Annotated in this window: 17 protein-coding genes; 9 read left to right on the top strand and 8 right to left on the bottom strand. The window is 39.9% G+C overall.

Annotated elements, in window-relative coordinates:
• Positions 1-115: 115 nt before the first annotated feature.
• Complete coding sequence (locus ICL16_RS46875; protein WP_273039160.1) at positions 116-418, top strand: Panacea domain-containing protein; 303 nt, start codon at positions 116-118, stop codon at positions 416-418.
• Complete coding sequence (locus ICL16_RS46870; protein ID WP_273039158.1) at positions 399-719, top strand: Panacea domain-containing protein; 321 nt, start codon at positions 399-401, stop codon at positions 717-719. The genes ICL16_RS46875 and ICL16_RS46870 overlap by 20 nt, the downstream gene beginning before the upstream one ends.
• Positions 720-792: 73 nt before the next feature.
• Here ICL16_RS46870 and ICL16_RS21700 read toward each other — a convergent pair whose 3' ends face one another.
• The gene (locus ICL16_RS21700) at positions 793-2,115 is read right to left on the bottom strand and encodes a hemolysin family protein (protein ID WP_190832654.1); all 1,323 of its coding nucleotides are present in this window, start codon (positions 2,113-2,115) and stop codon (positions 793-795) included.
• Positions 2,116-2,402: 287 nt separating this feature from the next.
• On the opposite strand from ICL16_RS21700, the gene mfd reads away from it, so the two are divergent.
• From mfd to ICL16_RS21680, 4 genes are all read left to right on the top strand, one after another.
• Positions 2,403-5,891, top strand: coding sequence for a transcription-repair coupling factor (gene mfd / locus ICL16_RS21695; RefSeq protein WP_190831907.1), 3,489 nt, complete (start codon positions 2,403-2,405; stop codon positions 5,889-5,891).
• A 144-nt stretch (positions 5,892-6,035) separates the two neighbouring features.
• Positions 6,036-6,869 (top strand): glycoside hydrolase family 16 protein, encoded by an 834-nt coding sequence (locus tag ICL16_RS21690; RefSeq protein ID WP_190831905.1) that lies wholly within the window; start codon positions 6,036-6,038, stop codon positions 6,867-6,869.
• 159 nt (positions 6,870-7,028) lie between these two features.
• On the top strand, positions 7,029-8,396 hold the full coding sequence (locus tag ICL16_RS21685; RefSeq protein ID WP_190831903.1) for a sensor histidine kinase: 1,368 nt from the start codon (positions 7,029-7,031) through the stop codon (positions 8,394-8,396).
• A gap of 776 nt (positions 8,397-9,172) precedes the next feature.
• On the top strand, positions 9,173-9,526 hold the full coding sequence (locus ICL16_RS21680) for a Mo-dependent nitrogenase C-terminal domain-containing protein (protein ID WP_190831901.1): 354 nt from the start codon (positions 9,173-9,175) through the stop codon (positions 9,524-9,526).
• A 79-nt stretch (positions 9,527-9,605) separates the two neighbouring features.
• On the opposite strand, the gene ICL16_RS21675 is transcribed toward ICL16_RS21680, so the two are convergent.
• The gene (locus tag ICL16_RS21675) at positions 9,606-10,751 is read right to left on the bottom strand and encodes an LbetaH domain-containing protein (RefSeq protein WP_190831899.1); all 1,146 of its coding nucleotides are present in this window, start codon (positions 10,749-10,751) and stop codon (positions 9,606-9,608) included.
• 146 nt (positions 10,752-10,897) lie between these two features.
• Here ICL16_RS21675 and ICL16_RS21670 point away from each other — a divergent pair, with 146 nt between their 5' ends.
• On the top strand, positions 10,898-11,644 hold the full coding sequence (locus ICL16_RS21670; protein ID WP_190831897.1) for a creatininase family protein: 747 nt from the start codon (positions 10,898-10,900) through the stop codon (positions 11,642-11,644).
• Positions 11,645-11,750: 106 nt separating this feature from the next.
• On the opposite strand, the gene ICL16_RS21665 is transcribed toward ICL16_RS21670, so the two are convergent.
• Positions 11,751-13,142 carry a malic enzyme-like NAD(P)-binding protein gene (locus tag ICL16_RS21665; RefSeq protein ID WP_190831895.1) on the bottom strand — a complete coding sequence of 464 codons (1,392 nt, stop codon included), beginning with the start codon at positions 13,140-13,142 and terminating at the stop codon, positions 11,751-11,753.
• 51 nt (positions 13,143-13,193) lie between these two features.
• Positions 13,194-16,388 (bottom strand): HypX (modular protein), encoded by a 3,195-nt coding sequence (locus tag ICL16_RS21660; RefSeq protein WP_190831893.1) that lies wholly within the window; start codon positions 16,386-16,388, stop codon positions 13,194-13,196.
• Between the two features lie 405 nt (positions 16,389-16,793).
• Between ICL16_RS21660 and ICL16_RS21655 the strand changes: the two genes are divergently transcribed.
• Complete coding sequence (locus ICL16_RS21655; RefSeq protein ID WP_190831891.1) at positions 16,794-17,450, top strand: hypothetical protein; 657 nt, start codon at positions 16,794-16,796, stop codon at positions 17,448-17,450.
• 27 nt (positions 17,451-17,477) lie between these two features.
• Positions 17,478-18,455: a M4 family metallopeptidase gene (locus ICL16_RS47335; protein WP_190831889.1), complete on the top strand. Its 978-nt coding sequence runs from the start codon at positions 17,478-17,480 to the stop codon at positions 18,453-18,455.
• Positions 18,456-18,537: 82 nt separating this feature from the next.
• Here ICL16_RS47335 and ICL16_RS21645 read toward each other — a convergent pair whose 3' ends face one another.
• From ICL16_RS21645 to ICL16_RS21630, 4 genes are all read right to left on the bottom strand, one after another.
• Positions 18,538-18,831: a helix-turn-helix domain-containing protein gene (locus ICL16_RS21645; RefSeq protein WP_190831887.1), complete on the bottom strand. Its 294-nt coding sequence runs from the start codon at positions 18,829-18,831 to the stop codon at positions 18,538-18,540.
• Positions 18,828-19,007, bottom strand: coding sequence for a type II toxin-antitoxin system RelE/ParE family toxin (locus ICL16_RS21640; RefSeq protein WP_190832652.1), 180 nt, complete (start codon positions 19,005-19,007; stop codon positions 18,828-18,830). Before ICL16_RS21640 ends, ICL16_RS21645 begins: the two co-directional genes overlap by 4 nt.
• Before the next feature lie 175 nt (positions 19,008-19,182).
• A complete protein-coding gene (locus tag ICL16_RS21635) occupies positions 19,183-19,899 on the bottom strand; it encodes an OmpA family protein (RefSeq protein WP_190831885.1) in 717 nt (238 codons plus the stop codon).
• A gap of 21 nt (positions 19,900-19,920) precedes the next feature.
• A complete protein-coding gene (locus ICL16_RS21630) occupies positions 19,921-21,216 on the bottom strand; it encodes a hypothetical protein (RefSeq protein WP_190831882.1) in 1,296 nt (431 codons plus the stop codon).
• Positions 21,217-21,242: the final 26 nt, after the last annotated feature.

Here is a 21,242-nt window from a genome sequence, read left to right as displayed (position 1 = left end):
CGACGGTTACTTCAATCCGTTTTTTTGTAGTACAATTGTATTGTATAGATAAGTAAAAACATGTCGAAAACTTCATAAAAGCCAGAAACATAAATCACGGATGCTGTTTACAGGCATGAATAGTGGTAAGGATTTAAAGATGGAAGGGAATAGTATGGTTAGTTGTTATGATGTTGCAAAGTATTTTCTTGCTCAAACCGATGAAGAGGCTGGGGATTTAATTTCTAATCTCAAGCTTCAAAAGTTGCTGTACTATGCTCAAGGGTTTCACTTGGCACTGTATGACGAACCTTTGTTTGCTGAATCTGTGGAGGCTTGGACACATGGTCCTGTAGTTCCTGAAGCGTATCATGCATATAAACACTATGGTTCTAGTTCGATTCCTATCCCTGACGATATTGATTTTTCAAGCAGATGATGAGCGGACTCGTGAGCTATTAGATGAGGTTTACCGTGTCTATGGGCAGTTTTCCGCATGGAAATTGCGAAATATGACTCATGACGAGGAACCGTGGAAAGATGCGTATGAAGGCAATATGATTATCACTCATCAAGATCTGAAACAATACTTTAAAACTCAGCTTGTGAATGACTCAGATGAGGTTTACGTAAAAAAAGCCAAAGTAAACCCTACTGCTGGTGAAAGCCTAATAAAAATGATGCGAGGTAAAGTAACAGTAAAAATGACTACCGATGAAATAATGGTACTAACTAGATAAAACTGATGAAAGAAATAATTTGAAGGGACGCATTGCATAACCTGACAATTGGCATACCGCGTCCCTCTCAATTTTACTCAGAGTTTTTGCTGTCCTCGAATTGACTTTGTGGCATGACTAGCACTTTATCAACACGATTACCATCCATATCCATTACTTCTAAACGCATACCCTGCCACTCAAAAAAATCTGCCGCAGTGGGGATGCGTCCGAGATGAGCCATGACAAAACCACCTAAAGTTTGATAGCTACCGCGATGTTCTTCGGCTAATGGTTGGACATTGAAAAGCTCAAAAAACTCATCTACCGACAACATTCCATCCAATAACCAGGAACCATCCTCTCTTTGCACAACTTGTGGATCTTCCTGTTCATCATCAGAAGGCACTTCACCAACGATTTCAATCATTACATCGTTGAGCGTGACTAATCCCTGAATCACACCGTATTCATCAACTACTAGCGCCATATGAGTAATTGTTTGTTTGAATAACTCTAGAACTTTCAAACCACGGGTACTTTCTGGTACAAACACGGGTTGTCGCAATCCTACAGTTAAGTCCAAAGCTTCACCGCAAAAACTCCGGGCTAATAAGTCGGTGACTGGTATAATACCAAGTACATTGTCAAGTCCTCCTTGGCAAACTGGATATCGGGAATAGCCGTTATCTATAATTTTACGGCGGTTTTCTTCGGCGGTATCCTCCAAGTCTAACCAAATAATATCCGGTCGGGGTGTCATGATGGAACTAACGGGGCGATCGCCTAAGCGAAACACTCGCTCCACCATATCTTGTTCTGCTTCTTCAAAGGTTCCTTCCTCAGTACCTTGCTCAATTAAAACTCTAATTTCTTCCTCTGTGACTTGTGGCTCTGTGGAAGGTCTAATGCCCAAAACTCTGAGTACTGTGTCCGTGGAAATACTTAATACGTAAACTATAGGAGAACCTATTGATACAAGCATTTGCATGGGGATGGCGAGGAAAGAAGCAATAAGTTCCGGGTTATTTAATGCCACTCGCTTGGGTACGAGTTCGCCAATAATTAGTGAAAAATATGTGATTATTACAATCGCTAATGCCTGAGCAATACTTTCCTTGTAAGGTGCTAGCCAAGGAATCAGATTCAAGATCGGCTCTAATCTATTTTTGGTAGGTTCTTCACCATAAGCACCAATGAGAATACCAAGAAGTGTAATCACCACCTGAACGATCGCGAAGAATTGATTCGGGGAAGACGCCAACTCCAGAGCAACGCGAGCTTTGGCATCACCTTGATTAGCAAGCTGTTGCAGCCGCACCTTACGCGCTGAAACAATTGCCAATTCTGACATGACAAATACACCATTGGTGAGGATGAGAAGAAGAATAATTAGAATTTCGATTGTTGGAGACATTTCTAAAATTGCCGATGTCATCGGCAAACCCTACTTAACTCTAAAGTCTTAGTATCTAGTATCTAGCGTGTTTCCAGAATAAAAGGCTTGATGTATAGAAAAATAACTCCTTAGTCATAAATAAGTAGAAGCACATTGATTTTCCGTATATTAGCCAGTGGTCATTGTACTAAAAATTAATGACCCTATAGTCAGACTTCTTCTTCTGTTGACACTTTTAAAATAGTTGAGGTAGGCGCTACATCAAGTACCGCCGATAAGAACGACTTCCACTTGTTTGGTAACTTATGGCATTTTCTTCCATTGTGCGTGCGATCGGGCGAACTTCGCTCACCACTGAACTCCTATCTAAGCTGAAACGGCAACAACAGTTACATTTAAATGGTATTCCTCGCTTGCCGAAAGGTTTGGTAACTTCGGCATTGGCAAAAACTGAGGAACATAATTTGTTTGTGGTATGTGCCACTCTGGAGGAAGCGGGGCGTTGGACTTCTCAGCTCGAAGCAATGGGTTGGCAAACAGTACATTTTTACCCCACTTCTGAAGCCTCTCCTTACGAACCCTTTGATCCCGAAACTGAAATGACTTGGGGACAAATGCAAGTACTGGCGGACTTGGTGCAACTAGGTATTTCATCTTCAATCGCAATCGTCGCCACCGTCGCGGCACTGCAACCCCACTTACCACCAGTAGAAGCTTTTAAACCCTTCTGCCTGACGTTAAAGCGTGGCATGGAATTGGAGCTTGATACCTTTAGTGAACAAATAACTCGTTTGGGATATGAGCGAGTACCTTTGGTGGAAACAGAAGGACAGTGGAGTCGGCGTGGCGATATTGTGGATGTGTTTCCAGTTTCTTCTGAGTTACCTGTGCGCTTGGAATGGTTTGGCGATGAGATTGAGCAAATACGGGAATTCGATCCAGCAACTCAACGTTCAGCTTTGGACAAAATTAACCAGCTGATTCTTACTCCAACTAGTTTCGCTCCAATTGTGATGGCAGCACTTCAGGATAATGCTGAGTTTAAAGCCTTGAGTGCTGATTTAAATGATGACTCAGAAATTACCACTCAAAACTCAGAACTCCTTGAAGGTAGTCGTCGCTTTTTAGGTTTAGCCTTTGACAAAGTGGCATCCCTCATTGATTATTTACCAGAAAACACTCTGATTGCCATTGATGAGCCAGAACAGTGTCATGCCCACAGCGCGCGCTGGGTGGAAAATGCCGAGGATCAATGGGCGGCGAATCATGAAATATCTCAGCAATTACCCAAAATCCATCGCTCGTTTGATGAGTGTCTAACTGCCACTGTAGACTTTAACAAAATATATCTATCGGAACTTGTAGAAACGCTCAGCACAGAATCAGCAATAAATCTTGCTTCTCGTCCAGTACCAGTAACACCGCATCAATTTGCCAAAATAGCCGAAACATTAAGACAAGAACGCGATCGCAACTTCTCCGTCTGGCTGGTATCTGCTCAGCCGTCGCGTTCTGTTTCTCTGTTGCAAGAACACGATTGTCCGGCTCAGTTTATCCCTAATCCCCGTGACTACCAAGCGATTGACAAGTTACAAGTCAATCATACACCAGTTGCCCTCAAATACTCTGGTCTTGCCGAACTAGAAGGTTTCATCCTACCTACATTTAGATTAGTAGTAGTAACTGACCGAGAATTTTATGGGCAGCACTCTCTTGCTACAGCTGGCTACATCCGCAAGCGGAGAAAAGCCACCTCCAAGCAAGTCGATCCCAATAAGCTGCGTCAAGGGGATTATGTGGTACACCGAAACCACGGTGTAGGTAAATTTATTAAGTTAGAAAGTCTCACTTTGAACGACGAGACTCGTGAATATTTGGTAGTACAATATGCTGATGGGCTACTGCGAGTAGCAGCTGACCAAGTAGGTGCTTTGTCACGCTTTCGTGCCACAGGCGACAAGCCACCAGAACTCAACAAGATGACTGGTAAAGCTTGGGAAAATACCAAGAATAAAGTCCGCAAGGCAATTAAGAAATTGGCGGTGGATTTACTTAAGCTGTATGCGGCGCGATCGCAACAACAAGGCATTGCCTTCCCACCAGATATGCCGTGGCAACAGGAGCTAGAAGACTCGTTTCCATACCAACCTACAACCGATCAACTTAAAGCGACGCAAGATGTGAAACGAGATATGGAAAGCTCGCGCCCGATGGATCGATTAGTTTGTGGAGATGTGGGTTTTGGGAAAACAGAAGTAGCTATTCGTGCCATTTTCAAAGCTGTCACTAGCGGTAAACAAGTTGCATTGCTTGCGCCTACTACTATTCTTACTCAGCAGCACTACCACACTCTCAAAGAGCGCTTTGCCCCCTACCCAATTAAAGTAGGGTTACTCAACCGCTTCCGCAGTGCTGAAGAACGGCGAGAAATTCTTAAACGTATGACAACTGGAGAATTAGATGTAGTTGTTGGTACACACCAACTTTTGGGTAAAGGAGTATCTTTCCGAGATTTGGGACTTTTAGTAGTCGATGAAGAACAGCGGTTTGGGGTGAATCAAAAAGAGAAAATCAAAACTCTCAAAACCCAGGTTGATGTGCTAACTCTCTCCGCTACTCCTATTCCCCGTACATTATACATGGCTTTGTCAGGGATTCGGGAAATGAGTGTGATTACTACACCGCCTCCATCCAGGCGTCCAATTCAAACCCATCTTGCACCACTGAACCCAGACAGTGTACGTAGTGCTATCCGTTCTGAAATTGACAGAGGTGGACAAGTATTTTACGTAGTTCCACGAATAGAGGGGATTGAGGAAATTGCTGGGCAACTGCGCGAGATGTTACCGGGGGCAAGAATTGCGATCGCTCACGGGCAGATGGAAGAAAGCGACTTAGAATCTACCATGCTCTCCTTTAGCAATGCTGAAGCGGATATCCTAGTTTGTACCACAATTATTGAATCTGGTTTGGACATTCCCCGCGTCAACACGATCTTGATCGAAGATGCCCACCGCTTTGGTTTATCCCAACTATACCAGTTGCGTGGTCGTGTCGGTCGGGCTGGTATTCAAGCTCATGCTTGGTTATTTTATCCCAAGCAGCGATCGTTATCCGATGCTGCACGACAGCGCTTACGTGCCATCCAAGAATTTACGCAGCTAGGTTCTGGGTATCAATTAGCAATGCGCGATATGGAAATACGCGGAGTAGGTAACTTGCTGGGTGCAGAACAGTCTGGTCAAATGGAGGCTATAGGTTTTGATTTATACATGGAAATGCTTGAAGAAGCGATTCGTGAAATCCGAGGGCAAGAAATTCCTCAAGTTGAGGATACTCAAATTGATCTAAACCTCACGGCATTCATTCCCGCAGATTACATCACCGACATGGATCAAAAGATGAGTGCTTACCGTGCAGTTGCTGCTGCTAAATCTAAAGAAGAATTATTGCAGATAGCAGCGGAGTGGAATGACCGTTACGGCGCAATTCCTACACCAGCAAATCAATTATTGCGGGTGATGGAATTGAAACAGTTAGGGAAAAAGCTCGGATTTAGCCGCATTAAACCAGAAAACAAACAGCATGTTGTTTTGGAAACACCAATGGAAGAACCTGCTTGGAATTTGTTGGCAGAAAATTTGTCAGAAACTCTCAAGTCGCGCTTTGTTTATTCACCAGGGAAAGTAACAGTGCGCGGTTTGGCAGTTCTCAAAGCCGATCAACAATTGCACACTTTAATTGATGCTATGGGGAAGATGCAGGGCGCAGTGTTGGAGGCGGCTGTTGTTTAAAATTTAAACATACGACGGCTCAAGCGAGTAGGATGGTTGCCTCTGTAAAAACGACATCTAATTTCATGTAGAGACGTTACATGTAACGTCTCTACAAACATGTATACTTAGTTTTGCTTAACTACGTATAAATTACAATCATAAATGGCAAGAAAAGTTGTAATATTGTCATCGTTCTTATTGACCTTCCTCATCACTGTACTGAATAGCTACGAGCCAGCAGCTTCGTTTGAGCGTGGTATGGCTAATCCGTCTAATCAATGGCAACTGGTTTGGTTCGACGAGTTTAATTACCGAGGTTTGCCTAACCCATTAAAGTGGACTTACGAGGAAGGATTTGTTCGTAACAATGAAGCACAGTACTACACTCGCGCTCGCAGGCAAAACGTTTGGGTAGAAAACGGTATGCTTGTGATCGAAGCTAGGAAAGAAAAATATCAAAATGCAAAGTATACTTCAGCAAGCGTAACCACCAATAAAAGGGCAAGTTGGCGATATGGACGCATTGAGGTGAAAGCTAAGCTTCCTACTGGGCAAGGTATGTGGCCCGCCATCTGGATGTTGGGAACCAATTACCCAGAGGTTGAGTGGCCCCTGTGTGGCGAGATCGATATCATGGAAAATGTTGGTTATGATCCAAACGTTATCCATGCCCACGTATACACGCAAGCGTTCAACTACATGACGCGCAACGTAAAAGGATCAAGTATTGTAATACCACTACCGCATACTGAGTTTCACATTTATGCGATGGAGTGGTTCAAAGACCGCATAGACTTCTTTGTGGATGACCGAAAGTACTTCACGTTTAAGAATACTGGGAATGGTATTGATGAGTGGCCCTTTGATGGTGAACATTACCTGATCCTAAATGCTGCAATTGGTGGTGGATGGGGCGGTAAGAAGGGGATCGACGATCGCATTTTTCCACAAAAGTATTATATTGACTACGTTCGGGTCTACCAACAGACTAACTAACCTTTAAATATATACTATAGTTTAGTTTATTACGCCATCGAAAGAACTTCGATAATTTGTAAAATAATATGTAATTTATTTTACATAAATTACAATAACTATTACGGTGTATACTAGAGGTTAAAGTACAGTGTGTTGGGTTGCGATCACACGCGGCATATGTTAAAATTGTTTAATTATCTTTTTACATCTTCAGATTTTATCCCTCACGGACACTGCTATCTATGGAAACCAGGTTTAGTCTGGCTACACATATTGTCCGACGCGCTGACCGCCGTAGCCTATTATTCCATCCCCATTACACTGTTCTACTTTGTCCGGCAGCGACGAGATTTGCCGTTTGACTGGGTATTTCTGTTGTTTGCTGGCTTCATCATCGCTTGTGGGACTACGCATTTAATGGAGATTTGGACGCTGTGGCATCCTACCTATTGGTTGTCAGGAGCAATCAAAGTCTTTACGGCAACGATATCTGTATTCACAGCCTTACAGCTAGTCCCACTCGTGCCGCAAGCCTTAGCACTTCCTAGCCCAGCGCAATTAGAGTTCGCCAATCAACAATTGCAAACCCAAATTGCCGAACGACTGCGGGTGGAGCAGGAGCTAAGAAAATACCAAGATAATCTCGAAGAGTTGGTAACACTGCGTAGTCATGAACTTATCCAGACTAACGTACAATTACAGCAGGAAATTGAAGAACACCGACGCACAGAAATATCACTAGTGCAAGAAATTACTGAACGCAAGCGGTTGGAGCAACAACGGGAAGCGCTCCTAGCTCGCGAACAATCTGCCCGTCAACAAGCTGAAGCTGCCAACCGCGTCAAAGACCAATTTCTTGCTATTCTCTCCCACGAACTCCGAACACCCCTCAACCCCATCTTGGGTTGGGTGAATCTGCTGAAAACTCGCTCCTTTGATAGCGCCACTACTACTAAAGCTCTCACTATTATTGAACGTAATGCCAAGTTGCAGATTCAACTAATTGATGACTTACTTGATGTCTCCCGGATTATCCACCACAAACTGACTCTAGAAATAAGTGATGTAGACTTAGCAGCCGTAATTGCAGCAGCAGTAGAAACAATGGACTGGGCAGCATCGGCTAAAGCTATCCAAATTCAGATCCAACTTGATCCAAATGTGAGTCCAATTTCCGGTGACTTTAATCGCCTCCAGCAAGTTGTGGGCAATTTGCTCTCTAATGCGATCAAGTTTACACCCTCTGGTGGAGAGGTAAAAGTTTGTTTAAAGCAGGATAGCTGTTGTGTCCAAATTAGCGTCAGTGATACGGGTATTGGTATTAGCCCTGATTTTATACCGTATATCTTTGAATACTTTCGACAAGCCGATAGTAGCACAACCAGAAAATTTGGTGGACTGGGGTTGGGATTGGCGATCGCACGTAATTTAGTAGAATTACATGGCGGAACAGTGGCAGTAGAAAGTCCGGGAGAAGGTAATGGTGCAACCTTTACAGTAAAACTACCTTTAGTTCCTGCTTCCCTACTGGTGAATCATCAATAGTTTACTGGGTTTTTGAAGTACAAAAGTTAAGGGAGAAACTGCGCTCTTCAGGCATCGATCCCAATACTCTACAGTAGAGACAAATTTTTGTTCATACTGGTTGGAGCAGAGGTATTGGACTCCAATATAGTGCTATGGCTGCTAATCTTGGGCAAAAATGTAAAATTTGCATTGATTTCATGCGCAGAAATATTGTTGTGTAAAGTACAAACATAGAGATTAATTATGGGGATCATTGTAAAAGCTATGATAAGTTACTCAGTCTCATTTTTATTAATTAATATAGTAACTTGATCTGCTTATAGTTATTAAATAAGTATCTATATTTACGTAAGAGACTTTAAATAAAAAATACATTAGTATAAGTAATATACTGAAGTAACTGCTAGCATAAAACCCTTACTGTATGGGATAATTGTGGCAAAATCTAGCTACAGTAGGAGTTGAAGGGTTATTGCTAGGTGCAAAAGTACACCTTAAGATACTGTTGATTGTGGGATACGGGATTTAAATTCGAGATATGTGAGCGCAATGCAAAATATAAGCAATTAATAAGTGAATAAATACCATCTTTAGAATTTCTTTGTTATTTTGTATTTAGTGGGACAGATTTCCCCTGTGTGCTGAGTTTAAATAGCTATCATTCACAAGCTTTGCTTAAAAGTAAATCTTTGATGAACCTGAGGTAATTGTGTTGTGATAATGCTATTACTGAACATAATCGCTTAGTAACAGCAACTACTACTTGATAATTTGAGGCTCAACTAGTTACTACTATGCTTAAGACTAATCGTCGGATTATTTTCTCTGCTTTTGTTAACCCCAATTTAGCTAGCAGTCAATCAATAAATCAAAACCGAAATCAGGCTCAAGTTGATTTATTGCAACCCTTGCGTCAATGGCTAGATTCTTTGGAGATTCAAAATCGTAAATTAGCAAAATTTATTGCTAAACTGATCCCGGCTCAATGCCCATTTGAAAGAGATATAGTATTGTTTGGACGCAAAATAGCTCACATTCCCCCTATGTGCAAGCTCAATCCACTTTACGATCAATTAGTGTTTTTACGGTTTCGCGCTTTATGTTACTTAGCTGATGTGTGTGGTGAAGATATTCAATCTTACTGCTAAGGGTTTAAACGGCAACATAGTAAAACCTATATTTTAGTAAAGCGCACTTAGCAGTTGTAACTACTAAATAGTCAATATATCACAACGCATCTGCTTGTTCTTGAGTTGTAATTAAAGCTTTTTCTGGTACTTGCACACCGTCACGCAAGGTAACGCCAACCACTATAGCTTTTGTACCAATAGTCACATTGTTGCCTACCTTAGAACGGAATAACACTGCATCATCTCCAATCGTCAGGTTATCTCCTACCTCCAAAGGACCGTGAAACACAATGTTATCATCAGTGTCCAATTTATTGCCAATGCGAATGCTCGTACCCTTGAGAGCATGAAAAGTAACGCGATCTTCAATTTCAGCATTTTCGCCAATAATAATTGGCGCACCTTCATCAGCACGAATAGAAGTACGCTGCCCAACAGTACTGTTGCTGCCGAGACGAACATCGCCAACTATACGAGCAAATTCTTCAAGACGCACATTTTTACCAAGAGTAGGGCTGACTGGTTTAGGGTTCCAGGAAGTTTTTGGCGCAGCGCTGCTACTAACCACAGCATCAAATCCCTTCTGTTCGTAAAGTTCGCTATAATGTTCAGCAAACTCCTCATTAACTTCCAACACCTCTTTTTGGAATGCAGAATTTTCTTTAGTCTTTAAGGGTAGAGTATCTGCTTGTGCTTGGGTGGTAATAACTGCCCCAATCGGAACTATACGATCTTTGCCGATGCGTACATTGGATAGAGTTGCACCGTGTAACACAAAAGCTCCGTCTTCCAACACAACATTGTTGAGATCCGCACGGAAACCGACAAAGGTAAAGTTACCAATACGTGAGTTTTTAATTTTTGCTTGGTGGGCAATGCTCGTTCTCTGTCCTAGACTACTAGAAAGTTTTCCGCAGTTTGCTTTAGGAGCTGTTTGATTACGCATTGCCAATAATACTATGTTGTCTTGAAGGTTAGTTTCACTACTAATACAAATGCGAGTATTGGGATCAGCCCGTATGATTGTATTGCTAGCAACAAATATTTTTCTACCTACTGATACATCACCAAATAATTGTGCTAATGGGCTGATAAAGCTAGAGTTCACCACCACTTTTGCCGGAAGAAACAAGCTTACCAGCTTGCTTTGTTGAGAAGAGACAACTTCCCCCGTACTTAGAATGCATAAGAAAACAATAATTACTAGAGCAAGTTGAATTTTTTTGCCGAGTTTGATGTACATAGGTAATTTTCAGTTAATTAACTTTTTTCAGAGTCAGCATAAATCTTTATTTGCTGTCAGAAGTTGACAACGAGCCTCTAAGAGCAAGTGGCAAAATTGGAAAAAGGAGTTCTTTCACCCCATTTTCAAAGAGGACGTTAGTAAAAATGATACTACATCTAAGTACTTGGCACGAAGTTGAAGCTTATCTACAGCAGTCTCAAGGTATAATTATCCCCATAGGTTCCACGGAACAACATGGACCAACAGGATTAATTGGTACAGATGCAATTACAGCAGAAGCGATCGCTCGTGGTGTAGGTGAAGCAACCCAAGCAATAGTAGCACCAACCATCAACGTTGGCATGGCACTACATCACACCGCCTTTCCCGGTACAATCAGCCTACGTCCTAGCACCATGATTCAAATGGTGCGAGACTACATCACCTGTTTAGCCAAAGCAGGTTTCACCAAATTCTACTTCATCAACGGACACGGCGGTAACATCGCCACCCTCAAAGCAGCTTTCTCAGAAACTTACGCCTACCTAGAAGACTTACGTCTGAATAACGCACAACAGGTACAATGTCAAGTAGCTAACTGGTTCATGTGCAGTTCAGTGTACCAATTAGCCAAAGAATTATACGGCAATCAAGAAGGTTCTCATGCTACACCAAGCGAAGTAGCTGTAACACAGTACGTTTACCCAGAAGCAATTAAACAAGCACCTCTTGCCAGCGAAGTGCGCTCTGGACATAGAATTTACAGTGCAACTGACTTTCGCGCCTACTACTCAGATGGTAGGATGGGTTCAAACCCTGCTTTAGCGACACCAGAACACGGTAAGCAATTTTTAGACTTAGCCGTGAAAGAACTCAGCAACGGATATCTAGAATTCTTGAACGCGGAGTAAATTAGAACCACAGATACACACAGATTAACACAGATAATTTATCTGTGTGCATCTGTGTTAATCTGTGGTTTATTTGTTATAAATTTGACTTTTACACTAGGTTTAATTAACTCCGAGCAATCCCTTCTTCACGCGCAGCACGTTGTACCGCACTTGCCACAGCAGTAACGACACGCTCATCAAATACAGAAGGAATGATGTGTTCTTTGTCAATATCTGAAGGGTTGACTAAAGACGCGATCGCACTTGCGGCTTCTAAATACATTGTGGTAGTAATAGTTTGGGCGCGACAATCTAGCGCACCACGAAACACCCCAGGGAAAGCGAGAACATTATTAATTTGATTGGGGTAGTCACTTCTACCGGTGGCGATGACAGCAACATCGTTACTGATGATTTCGGGTTGAATTTCTGGAATTGGATTTGCCATCGCAAACACAATTGGATCTTTTGCCATTGAATGCACCATTTCTGGTGTTAGTACTCCTGGTGCGCTGACGCCAATAAATACATCTGCCCCTTGTACTGCACCTGCTAAAGTACCTTGCGCTTTCACGGCAAATTCGCGCTTTTCTTCAGTTAAGTCGGTGCGACTGGTGGAAACGATTCCTTTTGAGTCGCACAACCATATTTTATCTGCTCCGGCTTTTTGCAGTAACCGCGCGATCGCAATTCCGGCAGCCCCTGCACCGTTAATGATAATACGGATATCCCCCATTGACTTATTTACTAATTTGAGGGAGTTGAATAAGGCTGCTAAAGTCACTATAGCTGTACCATGTTGGTCATCGTGAAATACGGGAATATCTAATTCTTGCCGCAGTTTCGCTTCTATTTCAAAACAGCGGGGAGCGGCAATATCCTCTAAATTCACACCCCCGAATACTGGAGCAATGTTTTTGACAGCTTCGACTATTTTATCAGTATCTTGGGTATCAAGACAAATGGGAAAGGCGTCAATGCCAGCAAATTCTTTGAACAGCATGGCTTTGCCTTCCATTACTGGTAGGGCTGCGGCTGGACCTAAGTTTCCTAATCCTAAGACAGCGCTTCCATCTGTTACAATTGCGACAGTATTTTTTTTGATGGTTAAGTTATAAACTTCTTCGGGATTTTGCGCGATCGCATTACAGATTCTACCTACTCCTGGCGTGTAAGCCATTGCTAAATCTGATACACTTTTGAGGGGAATTCGGCTGGCAATGCTGATTTTACCACCGCGATGCAAGTTAAAGGTGCGATCGTAGACGTTGATTACTTTAATATCTGGCAAGGCTTTTACAGCTTGCACAATCGTCTCAGCATGATCGCTACTGGCTGCATCAACAGTGATATCGCGAGTGGAAACAGCCCTTGTTTGGTTGATTAAATCTATTTGACCAAAATTACCGCCACTAGTGGCGATGGCTTTGGTTACTTCCGCCAACATCCCAACGCGGTTAGGAATTTCTACGCGAAGTGTCAAACTAAAACTAGAATTAGGAGATAGGTTTGCCATGTAGATCAGTGAATTTTAGAAACCAGATTTAAATTCATATGGTAGCTTTTACTACGGTCTAACATCACTCTCACCACGCATAATTTTAAAAATATCTCTGACAACCTTGTTGCGAATTTCTTCTAGATTAGGAAAATTTATTTTTTTTTCTTGAACTTGTTCAAAATACTTAACAACTTTCTCATAATGACTTTCTAAATGTCCATTATAACGCTCTTGTCCGCAATCAGTATCTATAATTGATTTGTCTAAGCTCTGAAGCAAACTCTTCAGTAAATTATTAATGTCTTGCCAAGTGTAACTTGAATTATATATAAGTAGAATTAATTTACAGGTAGCTGCCCAAATTTTTCCTAAATCAGCAAACTGCGTCAAACGGTGAGGATATAAACCTCTGACTAAATAATCTCCCTGCTTCAATATTCTTTCTAAATATAATTTACCTTCATCATAATTTTCTTTTATTTCAGTTCCATCAAGAGCAATTGCAGAACAATAAGTAAACATTCTGAGCGCTTTCTTAATCCTTAATTGCAGTTCATCTTTTTGATTTTCCTCTGTACACAGTTCAAGCATTCCCATAGTAAAAAGTAAAATACTTGAATGAGTACCAAACAAGTAAATTGATTTATTTTCCTCATTATGAATCTGCTTCAATATAGAAAAATCTAAATTTATTACATTTTTATCACTAGCATAAATCTGCTCACACTCATTACTATCTTCCTTTAATTCTTGAATTAGTGGAATGACTTGAATTTGTATATCGCCATAACTTTCATAATATTTTCCATTTCTACTATTCTTAGTAATCTTTCCACCATTATCTTTAATTTGTTGGTAGCACAATTTTCCAGTGTGATAATAACAAATTAATGCATGTTCTACCAATCGCCTTGCCCAATCTAGGCATTCTTCTCTAGATAATTCTTGATGTAATGGTTCATAATCTCCTAAATAGGCTACCATGAGATAGCACCAACTTTGGTAAGCAGACCAATAAGCGTAATGCGCTGGATTTCCATCTCTAGCTGCATATATTCGTGCTTTCTCTAATAAACGAATTGGCTCTATTAAACCAGAGAATCTACCGCTAGGGCGATCGGTATAAGAAGATGTAAATATGTAAAGTTTTGCTCGGTGTGCATACACTCTGGATAAAAGATAGAAGAAAGGATGAAAATTACTTTGAGCAGAATTGCTAATAGTGTAATATTTTTTTAATAATTTTTTTAAATACTCTTCAGCAGAATTTAAGCTATCTATAGCTGCCCGAATAGCACTAGAACGATCCGAGTGTAATTGACGACTTTCTGAATCCTCCAAATCTGTAAGGTAGTGATATCGAAATAGGCACAACTCATATTGAGCAAGTATTATGTCGCTCAAAAAGTTATTGTTATTTTTTTTAGCATTTTCTACATGATGTTTAAGAATATCAAGATATTTTTTGGCTATGCGGTAAAGACCTTCTTTAAGGTAAGCTTCAGTGATGGTAATATGAGCATCATAAGCTACTGCGCTCCAAGGCTGTCCGGAGTTAATTTCTGTAAAATTAAACTCGTTATTAGTAACACGATATCTATCTTTAAAAATCGTCTGATTCAGATATCCTTCCATTGCTTTTAAAGAAAACGGATAAAAGCTCAAATAGCTTTCAGCTTTTCTGAGTGCATTGATCTCTTCTACGCGATTACAAAGTTGAGTCAGGTACTTTACGGAATCTATTCCAGTCTGTTTAATTGCCCTTAATCTTGCATGAAGTGCTGCTTTAGCAAGCACCTCCACTAAATCAAAACCACAGTACTCACCATAAGCTGGTTCATAACTATTAACAACTTGGTCATAGTTTTTATTATCTCTAATTGCTTGCTCAATGTCACTTTTCTTACATAAATTAACCAAATTGTAAGAATACACTAAGCTAGGACTACCAAAAAAATGATGATCGTTTAAAATATTACGAGCAACTGGTAAATAATCATTTAGTTCGGGAATATCCCAGAATAAAACTCTATTAATAGCTGCAATAATATGATATACAGGGCTACCAATACCGCTAACTTCTTCAAAAAATTCTAATTTATTTTCACGAGAATTAAAGTAGCTAATTTGATAATCTTTTCCTTGAAGGAGTAACTGGTAATTTTCCGGTATTTTTACATAAAAATGCACTTTAATTTTGTAAGCAAACTGTTTTTGAAGTCCATTGATATCTTCTTGATCTTCATGTTGTTCTAAAATCAGCGGATTTAGCAAACCAATGCTTTGAGCTTTTTTATTTACATACAAAGGTAAAGGACTTGTTTTTTCAATTTCTATATGTTTAAGATGGACTGGAAACTCGTCCGTTAGTATTTCGTTCTCAACTAAAGAGCGAGTTAAATGTTCAATAAAAGAGGGATAAAACAAGTTTGCATCTGGTTTTATTTCGTCTTTTATAAGATGTTCTGGTAAAAGAGATTTAACTTGTCTTAAACCAGATTGAAACTCCATTCTACTGAATTCTCTATGAATTTTATTGACTAAATCATCAGTTTTTTCTCTTTTTAATGCACTGTTTAGTCCTCGATAACACTCTTCAATTAGATGTTCAACTTGGTGTTTAATTATATCTGAGAGTGATGCTAGCTTTGAGTATTGCTGATTCTTTAATTCAAATTGTTTTAAAGAGTGATAAATATTTATAGCACCTTTATAAAAAGGGACTATATCTTCAGATTTTAAGCCTTTAACGGTATCAGTGACAGTTTCCAGTAATTCCTGCAGCAAGGTTTCTCCCGAATATCTAGGAAAATCTAGCTTTTCCTTCTCTTCAGGAGTTAGTTGCGATAAATAGCGAAATGCCCTCAACTTTTCGGTTCTCGTTAAAATCCGAGGTACTTGTTCTTCTTTTGTATTTAATCTTTTTTTAGCCCAGTAATCTTGAATTCCAGCTAATATTTCTACTAATTTGCCCAGCGTCAATCCAGGTACAACCTTGTATCTTTCTTGTTCATCATAGTATTCTGTCAGAACAGAACGCAGAACACGCCTAATAAAAATTCGGTTATTTTTTTGCCCCCATTGATTTGCTATGCTGCTTTCATTGGGTTTTTTGTTTTCTTCATTTATCCCTAAGTCAGTCAGACATGTCAATAAATATTGATAGACAGACTTATCCCTCTGTTGATCCTCTTGGCTACGTCGCCCAATATTTTCCTCTCTTGACAAGCTACTAGTATCGCCTTGCTGATTTTTTGACATATAGCTGCTCCATTCTAGGCGTACCAACTAAATGTACATATTGTCTATGATTTAAAGCTAGTTTTTGGACATTTTGTACAAAATTTAACGGAAATATCTGCTTATTTAAGGTTATTAGTAGATGCATGTGAGAGTGGTAACTGCTTGAATGCTTTGCAAATTAGGCACTTTTAGTAAATCTATAACCTTGAGAGTCCTGTTTAGCCTTACACGTTGTTTTTATAAATTGTACATTATGAACAGATAAAATATCTTTTGTGTACACCTTGCAGAATAGGTAGATAGTCGGTATATAAAAGATGAGTATGTAAAAACTTTTTATCTTAGCATAAGACAAAATAAGTTGCGCGTAAATTCAGCCTTATATCAAGCTAGCAAAACCCTAGTTCCATGAGTAGGAATGGTATGAGAACTTTTACTTTCCATGCCGAAGACGAAACTCCGTTATCTAAGCGTAATGGTATTGATGAATTAGCTGCTGCGTTGGAGAGAGCCAAGTCAGATCAAAAAGATCTCGGACAGAGGTTCAAGGAAGTGGGAGAAAAATTAATGGAGGTATTGGAAGTTGAACCTCCACGAAGTTTTGTTGCACGTAAACCACCCGCTCACGAATCTCAGCTTGAAAGCGTTGGTATTGAAACTTGGCGACGAGCCAAAACACACACAATCAAATTTAGGCAAAAATATAAGAATATACCAGTTTATGGCGCTTCGGTAACAGTGGAAGTTGATGAAAATTACGATTTGCTTGCCATTAACTCAGCTATAGGCGATCCCGGAGGCGTTGATGCATCCCCTAAGTTAATCCCAGACAACCTCAAAGACGTAATTCAACAGCAGACAAAGCATAACTTGCATTTCGCTGATTTACAACCACATCTCTACTACTACTTTGACTCCATAGACGATCGCTGGCGATTAGTATACTTGGTTGAGAACAAACTCAATCAAACCAATGCTATCCCGAAGTTTGAATCCATACCAAAAATGGTAGACTATGTAATCGATGCTCATACGGGAGATTTAGTTCGCGAATTACCCCGTGTGAAGACTACTCGATAATGGTTTAGGGGGAAGACAAGCAAGTTAGTGCAGCGCCAAGAAACAGCTTACAATCGCTCCTTTTTTTATGAAGAGGAGGAAAACCCACATCTAATAAGATATTTAGCTGATACAGCACTTAATGTACGTACATATTACTTTAATGTTCGTATAGACAATGTTTTTCCTGGGAGAGACATTGTTAATCCTCCCAATTGGCTGCCGCAAAGTGTTAGCGCTCATGCTAATGCTTCTGATACAGCAAAATTATTCAAAGTTGTACTTGAACAAAACCCCACAGAGGGAACCATAGAGCGTTACGTATCAAGTATTCACTGTATTGAAGACAATGGCAATCACAGCGAATGTTATGATTGTTGGTGGTCAAAGGATTACCAACAAGCATTTTTTGGGCAGTGTCTAGTAAACGGTGAATTCCGGTGTTATGCGATCGCACAAGATATAGTTGCCCATGAGTTTTGCCACGCCTTGACCAGTTGGACTGCTAAGCTTGAATATGTAGCACAGTCAGGAGCACTTGACGAGTCCTACGCTGACATTTTTGGTATCTTAGTTGCTAATTTTCACGAACCTGACATTAGTAGGTGGAATTGGAAAATAGGACATGGTTTTGGTGAAAACGGTGACGCAATACGGGATCTGAGTACTCCTACTCGTTGCGCTCAACCGAAACACATGGATAATTACCGCCAATTATCCCCTGGTGAGCGTCCTCGGTGGGATAATGATTGGGGTTACGTTCACCACAACTCTGGAATTCACAATAAAGCAGCTTACAATTTACTTACCTCTCAAGATGAGCAAGGTAACTACCTCTTCACTGCTGAAATTGTCGCTGTCCTTTTCTATCAAGCTTTGATTCGATTAGGCGAACACTCTGGTTTCAGTGATAGCCGCCGTGCTATTATGCAGGTGGCAAAAACCCTATTCCGTCGAGATCCTATTAGAGATCAAAAGCTTCAGGCGATTAAAAGAGCATTCGATCTAGTAGGAATTTCGGAGTGAAGACAAGGGAAAAGCCGCAACGGACGCTACTAACTCTGCTGCGCCTTCCACGTAGTCATCCTCATTTATATTAAGGAATAAATTAAATTGCATCCACCAATTCAAAACGCACTCGCTTGCCAATCACTCTGGCAGCACGATCAATAGTGTCTAGGGTTACAGATGTGTTATTTGGATCTAGAAGTCGATCAAGAGATGCTCTGCTAGTCTTCATCTGTTTCGCCATCTCTGTTTTAGTTAAATTCTTTTCTTCCATTGCCTGTTTAATCTGCCAAGCAATAACTCGCTTGATGGCAATCAAGTTAATCTCTTCAAGTGTACCTTCTTTTTCCAGAAGATCATCAAGAGATGAACCTATATATGGGTTGTTACTCATCCCCTCGCCTCCAATTCTATTTTCCGCTTACGCTCTAAAGCTAAATCCAAATCTTTTTTAGGAGTTTTCCTCTGTTTTTTGATAAATCCATGAAGCAAAATCATCTCACCTTCATGAATGCAGAACAACACACGGGCTATACCTTGAGCTAAATTAGTACGAACCTCAAACTTTATATCAAATCTAACTTAAGACGTATTGTCAAAACTACAGTTTTTGTATTTGAGTTACTCTAGCTTTGTCACACGAAATTAGCTAAATTCGATCCTACATGACAATGTATCTTTTTTGGTACAACATTTCAATAGGTGTGCAAATTTTTTGTACTTGCAAAGTCCTACCATTAAATCATTACTCAGGAGTAGTTTCCTGCCCAAACTGTGCAAAACGAATTTCAATGCGTCGGCGTTTGGCATTGTTCGTTCGATCTACTTGAGCAAATCCACCATTATTTGGTAAATGTAGTTGTGCTGCAGAATAAGCTCTAAAACCTAGCTGTTTAAAACGTCCCTGTTTTTTTTGACTTTGAATTTTCTGTAATTCCTTTACTACCGCTAAAGCTCGCATTAAACCCAAATCTGCATTAGAGCCTGGACAAAGAATACCAACATCTTGATTGCGAGTAGCTACTTCTTCTAGTTTGTCGTCTAAATTACTACCCTTTTGGGTATTACACCTGAGTGAACCAACTTCTTGACCATCGGTGTGACCGATAACTTCGATTAAATCAACTCTTTTATCACTATTTTCTATTTCTTCTATATTCTTAACAATTGCTTTTAAAATTGGACCATCTGCACCATTTTGACTAATAGCGTCTTTTAAATTATTTGGCAATACTGCGCTACCTGAATCAAAGTTATATTGAGCGGCAGGAAGCACGATGATTTTTTGCGCCTTTTCATCTGGAAACCTGGGCTTTTGATTTTGGTTGTTGGAAGCAGCTTTAGCTATTGTTAGTAGTAACAGTAATGAGAGAACCATGAAAGCATTGGACATTAAGTCTGTATATGATGTCCAAATACTGAAGGTTTCAGGAGGAGAAGCATTCTTAGTTCTTCTGGGCATAGTCTCTACATTTAAATAAATCTAAGGATTTTGGGATTGATTTAATAGATTCACTAAATTAGTGAGATTTGTTTGAATATTTTTGATGATTTGAGTGTATTGATCAAGTGTTATCGCTACATTTTGTATGTTATAGTTATGGTTACCTACTTGTCCTGTATGCTGATTTAATGCTTCTTTTACCTGAGATGCATTGAGATTGAAAGATTGAGTGGCTGATGAGAGAGTATGAGTATTTTGCTCAAGCCTGATCGAGATACTATTGAGGTCTTGTTGATTGTTCTGAATTAAGTTTTGAATGCGGGATGAGTTATTAACTAAAGTATTGGTAAGACTTTGTAACTCTTGTGTATAGTTTTGTAAAGCTTCTGTTGTGCTGTCAAGTGATTGTGCTGATGTACTCAGAGTGGAAGTAAGATTTGAAAAATTTCTAGTTATTCCTGCTAAGTTGTTAGTTGTATTGCTTAAGGTATTAGCTCCTGTTTGCATTAATTTTGACGATTCTTTAGTGACATCGCCAAATTCATCTGCACTTTTGACTAGCTTGCGAGATGCATCGGTAACGGCATGTTCAAAGTCTTTGACGTATTGAGGAAATTTACTGACAAAAATATCTAATTTGCTAGCATAAATATCTATGCTAGTTCTTAGTTCATTGATTTTTTCCTGTACAGAAAGCGGGGTTTGAGAGAGTAAATAGTCATTATCAATGTAATCTTCTAGCCTACTAATAAGATTATCTTTTTCTATGTCTAAATCATATGCAGGATGAAATTTGGTGAGAAAAACACTACAAACTAGCGCTACCAAACTGCTAACAAAAGCAATTGCCATTGAGCTAATAATATCAGCTAAGGCTTTCTGTAGTTGAATTTCTCCGGCGGTGTTTCTACTGAGTAAAATTAAATTGATGGTGATGCCTACGAATGTTCCTAGTAAGCCCATAGCTAGGAGTAAGTTTGGGAGTAATTGGTAATAGCGCTTTTTTTTCTCCCATACTTGTAATTTTGGATGTTCGTTGTAAGTTTTCTCTATTAATGCTAGTCGATTAATTTTTTCTCTATTTTCTTGTTTAATCCCTTGGCAGCGAGTATAAATATTACTACTTAATTGCTGATAATAACTTTGTAGTTCTTGAGGCAATTGGTTGTGTAATTTCACTCCATCTAGAGTTAGTTTTAATGTCAAAATTACAAAAAAAATTACAACTAGCCAAGGTATAATTGCTGGATTTATCAGATAAAGAGCGAATACTACAAAGCTAATTATGACTACCCAATAGGAAGGAGACAAAGCTTTAATGGAAAGGTGATTCATATTTTTATACCTGCAAGATTTGCTTG

The organism is Iningainema tapete BLCC-T55 (genome assembly GCF_014698965.1).
Classification (GTDB): Bacteria; Cyanobacteriota; Cyanobacteriia; order Cyanobacteriales; family Nostocaceae; genus Iningainema; species Iningainema tapete.
This window is presented reverse-complemented; position numbering and strand designations above follow the sequence as displayed.

Coding starts and splice junctions, on each gene's coding strand:
- ICL16_RS21680 (WP_190831901.1), top strand. CDS start 9,173: ATGCTTAAGACTAATCGTCGGATTATTTTCTCTGCTTTTGTTAACCCC.
- ICL16_RS46875 (WP_273039160.1), top strand. CDS start 116: ATGAATAGTGGTAAGGATTTAAAGATGGAAGGGAATAGTATGGTTAGT.
- ICL16_RS21685 (WP_190831903.1), top strand. CDS start 7,029: ATGTTAAAATTGTTTAATTATCTTTTTACATCTTCAGATTTTATCCCT.
- ICL16_RS21655 (WP_190831891.1), top strand. CDS start 16,794: ATGAGAACTTTTACTTTCCATGCCGAAGACGAAACTCCGTTATCTAAG.
- ICL16_RS21645 (WP_190831887.1), bottom strand. CDS start 18,831: ATGAGTAACAACCCATATATAGGTTCATCTCTTGATGATCTTCTGGAA.
- mfd (WP_190831907.1), top strand. CDS start 2,403: ATGGCATTTTCTTCCATTGTGCGTGCGATCGGGCGAACTTCGCTCACC.
- ICL16_RS21670 (WP_190831897.1), top strand. CDS start 10,898: ATGATACTACATCTAAGTACTTGGCACGAAGTTGAAGCTTATCTACAG.
- ICL16_RS21665 (WP_190831895.1), bottom strand. CDS start 13,142: ATGGCAAACCTATCTCCTAATTCTAGTTTTAGTTTGACACTTCGCGTA.
- ICL16_RS21700 (WP_190832654.1), bottom strand. CDS start 2,115: ATGTCTCCAACAATCGAAATTCTAATTATTCTTCTTCTCATCCTCACC.
- ICL16_RS21635 (WP_190831885.1), bottom strand. CDS start 19,899: ATGCCCAGAAGAACTAAGAATGCTTCTCCTCCTGAAACCTTCAGTATT.
- ICL16_RS21690 (WP_190831905.1), top strand. CDS start 6,036: ATGGCAAGAAAAGTTGTAATATTGTCATCGTTCTTATTGACCTTCCTC.
- ICL16_RS21675 (WP_190831899.1), bottom strand. CDS start 10,751: ATGTACATCAAACTCGGCAAAAAAATTCAACTTGCTCTAGTAATTATT.
- ICL16_RS21630 (WP_190831882.1), bottom strand. CDS start 21,216: ATGAATCACCTTTCCATTAAAGCTTTGTCTCCTTCCTATTGGGTAGTC.
- ICL16_RS21660 (WP_190831893.1), bottom strand. CDS start 16,388: ATGTCAAAAAATCAGCAAGGCGATACTAGTAGCTTGTCAAGAGAGGAA.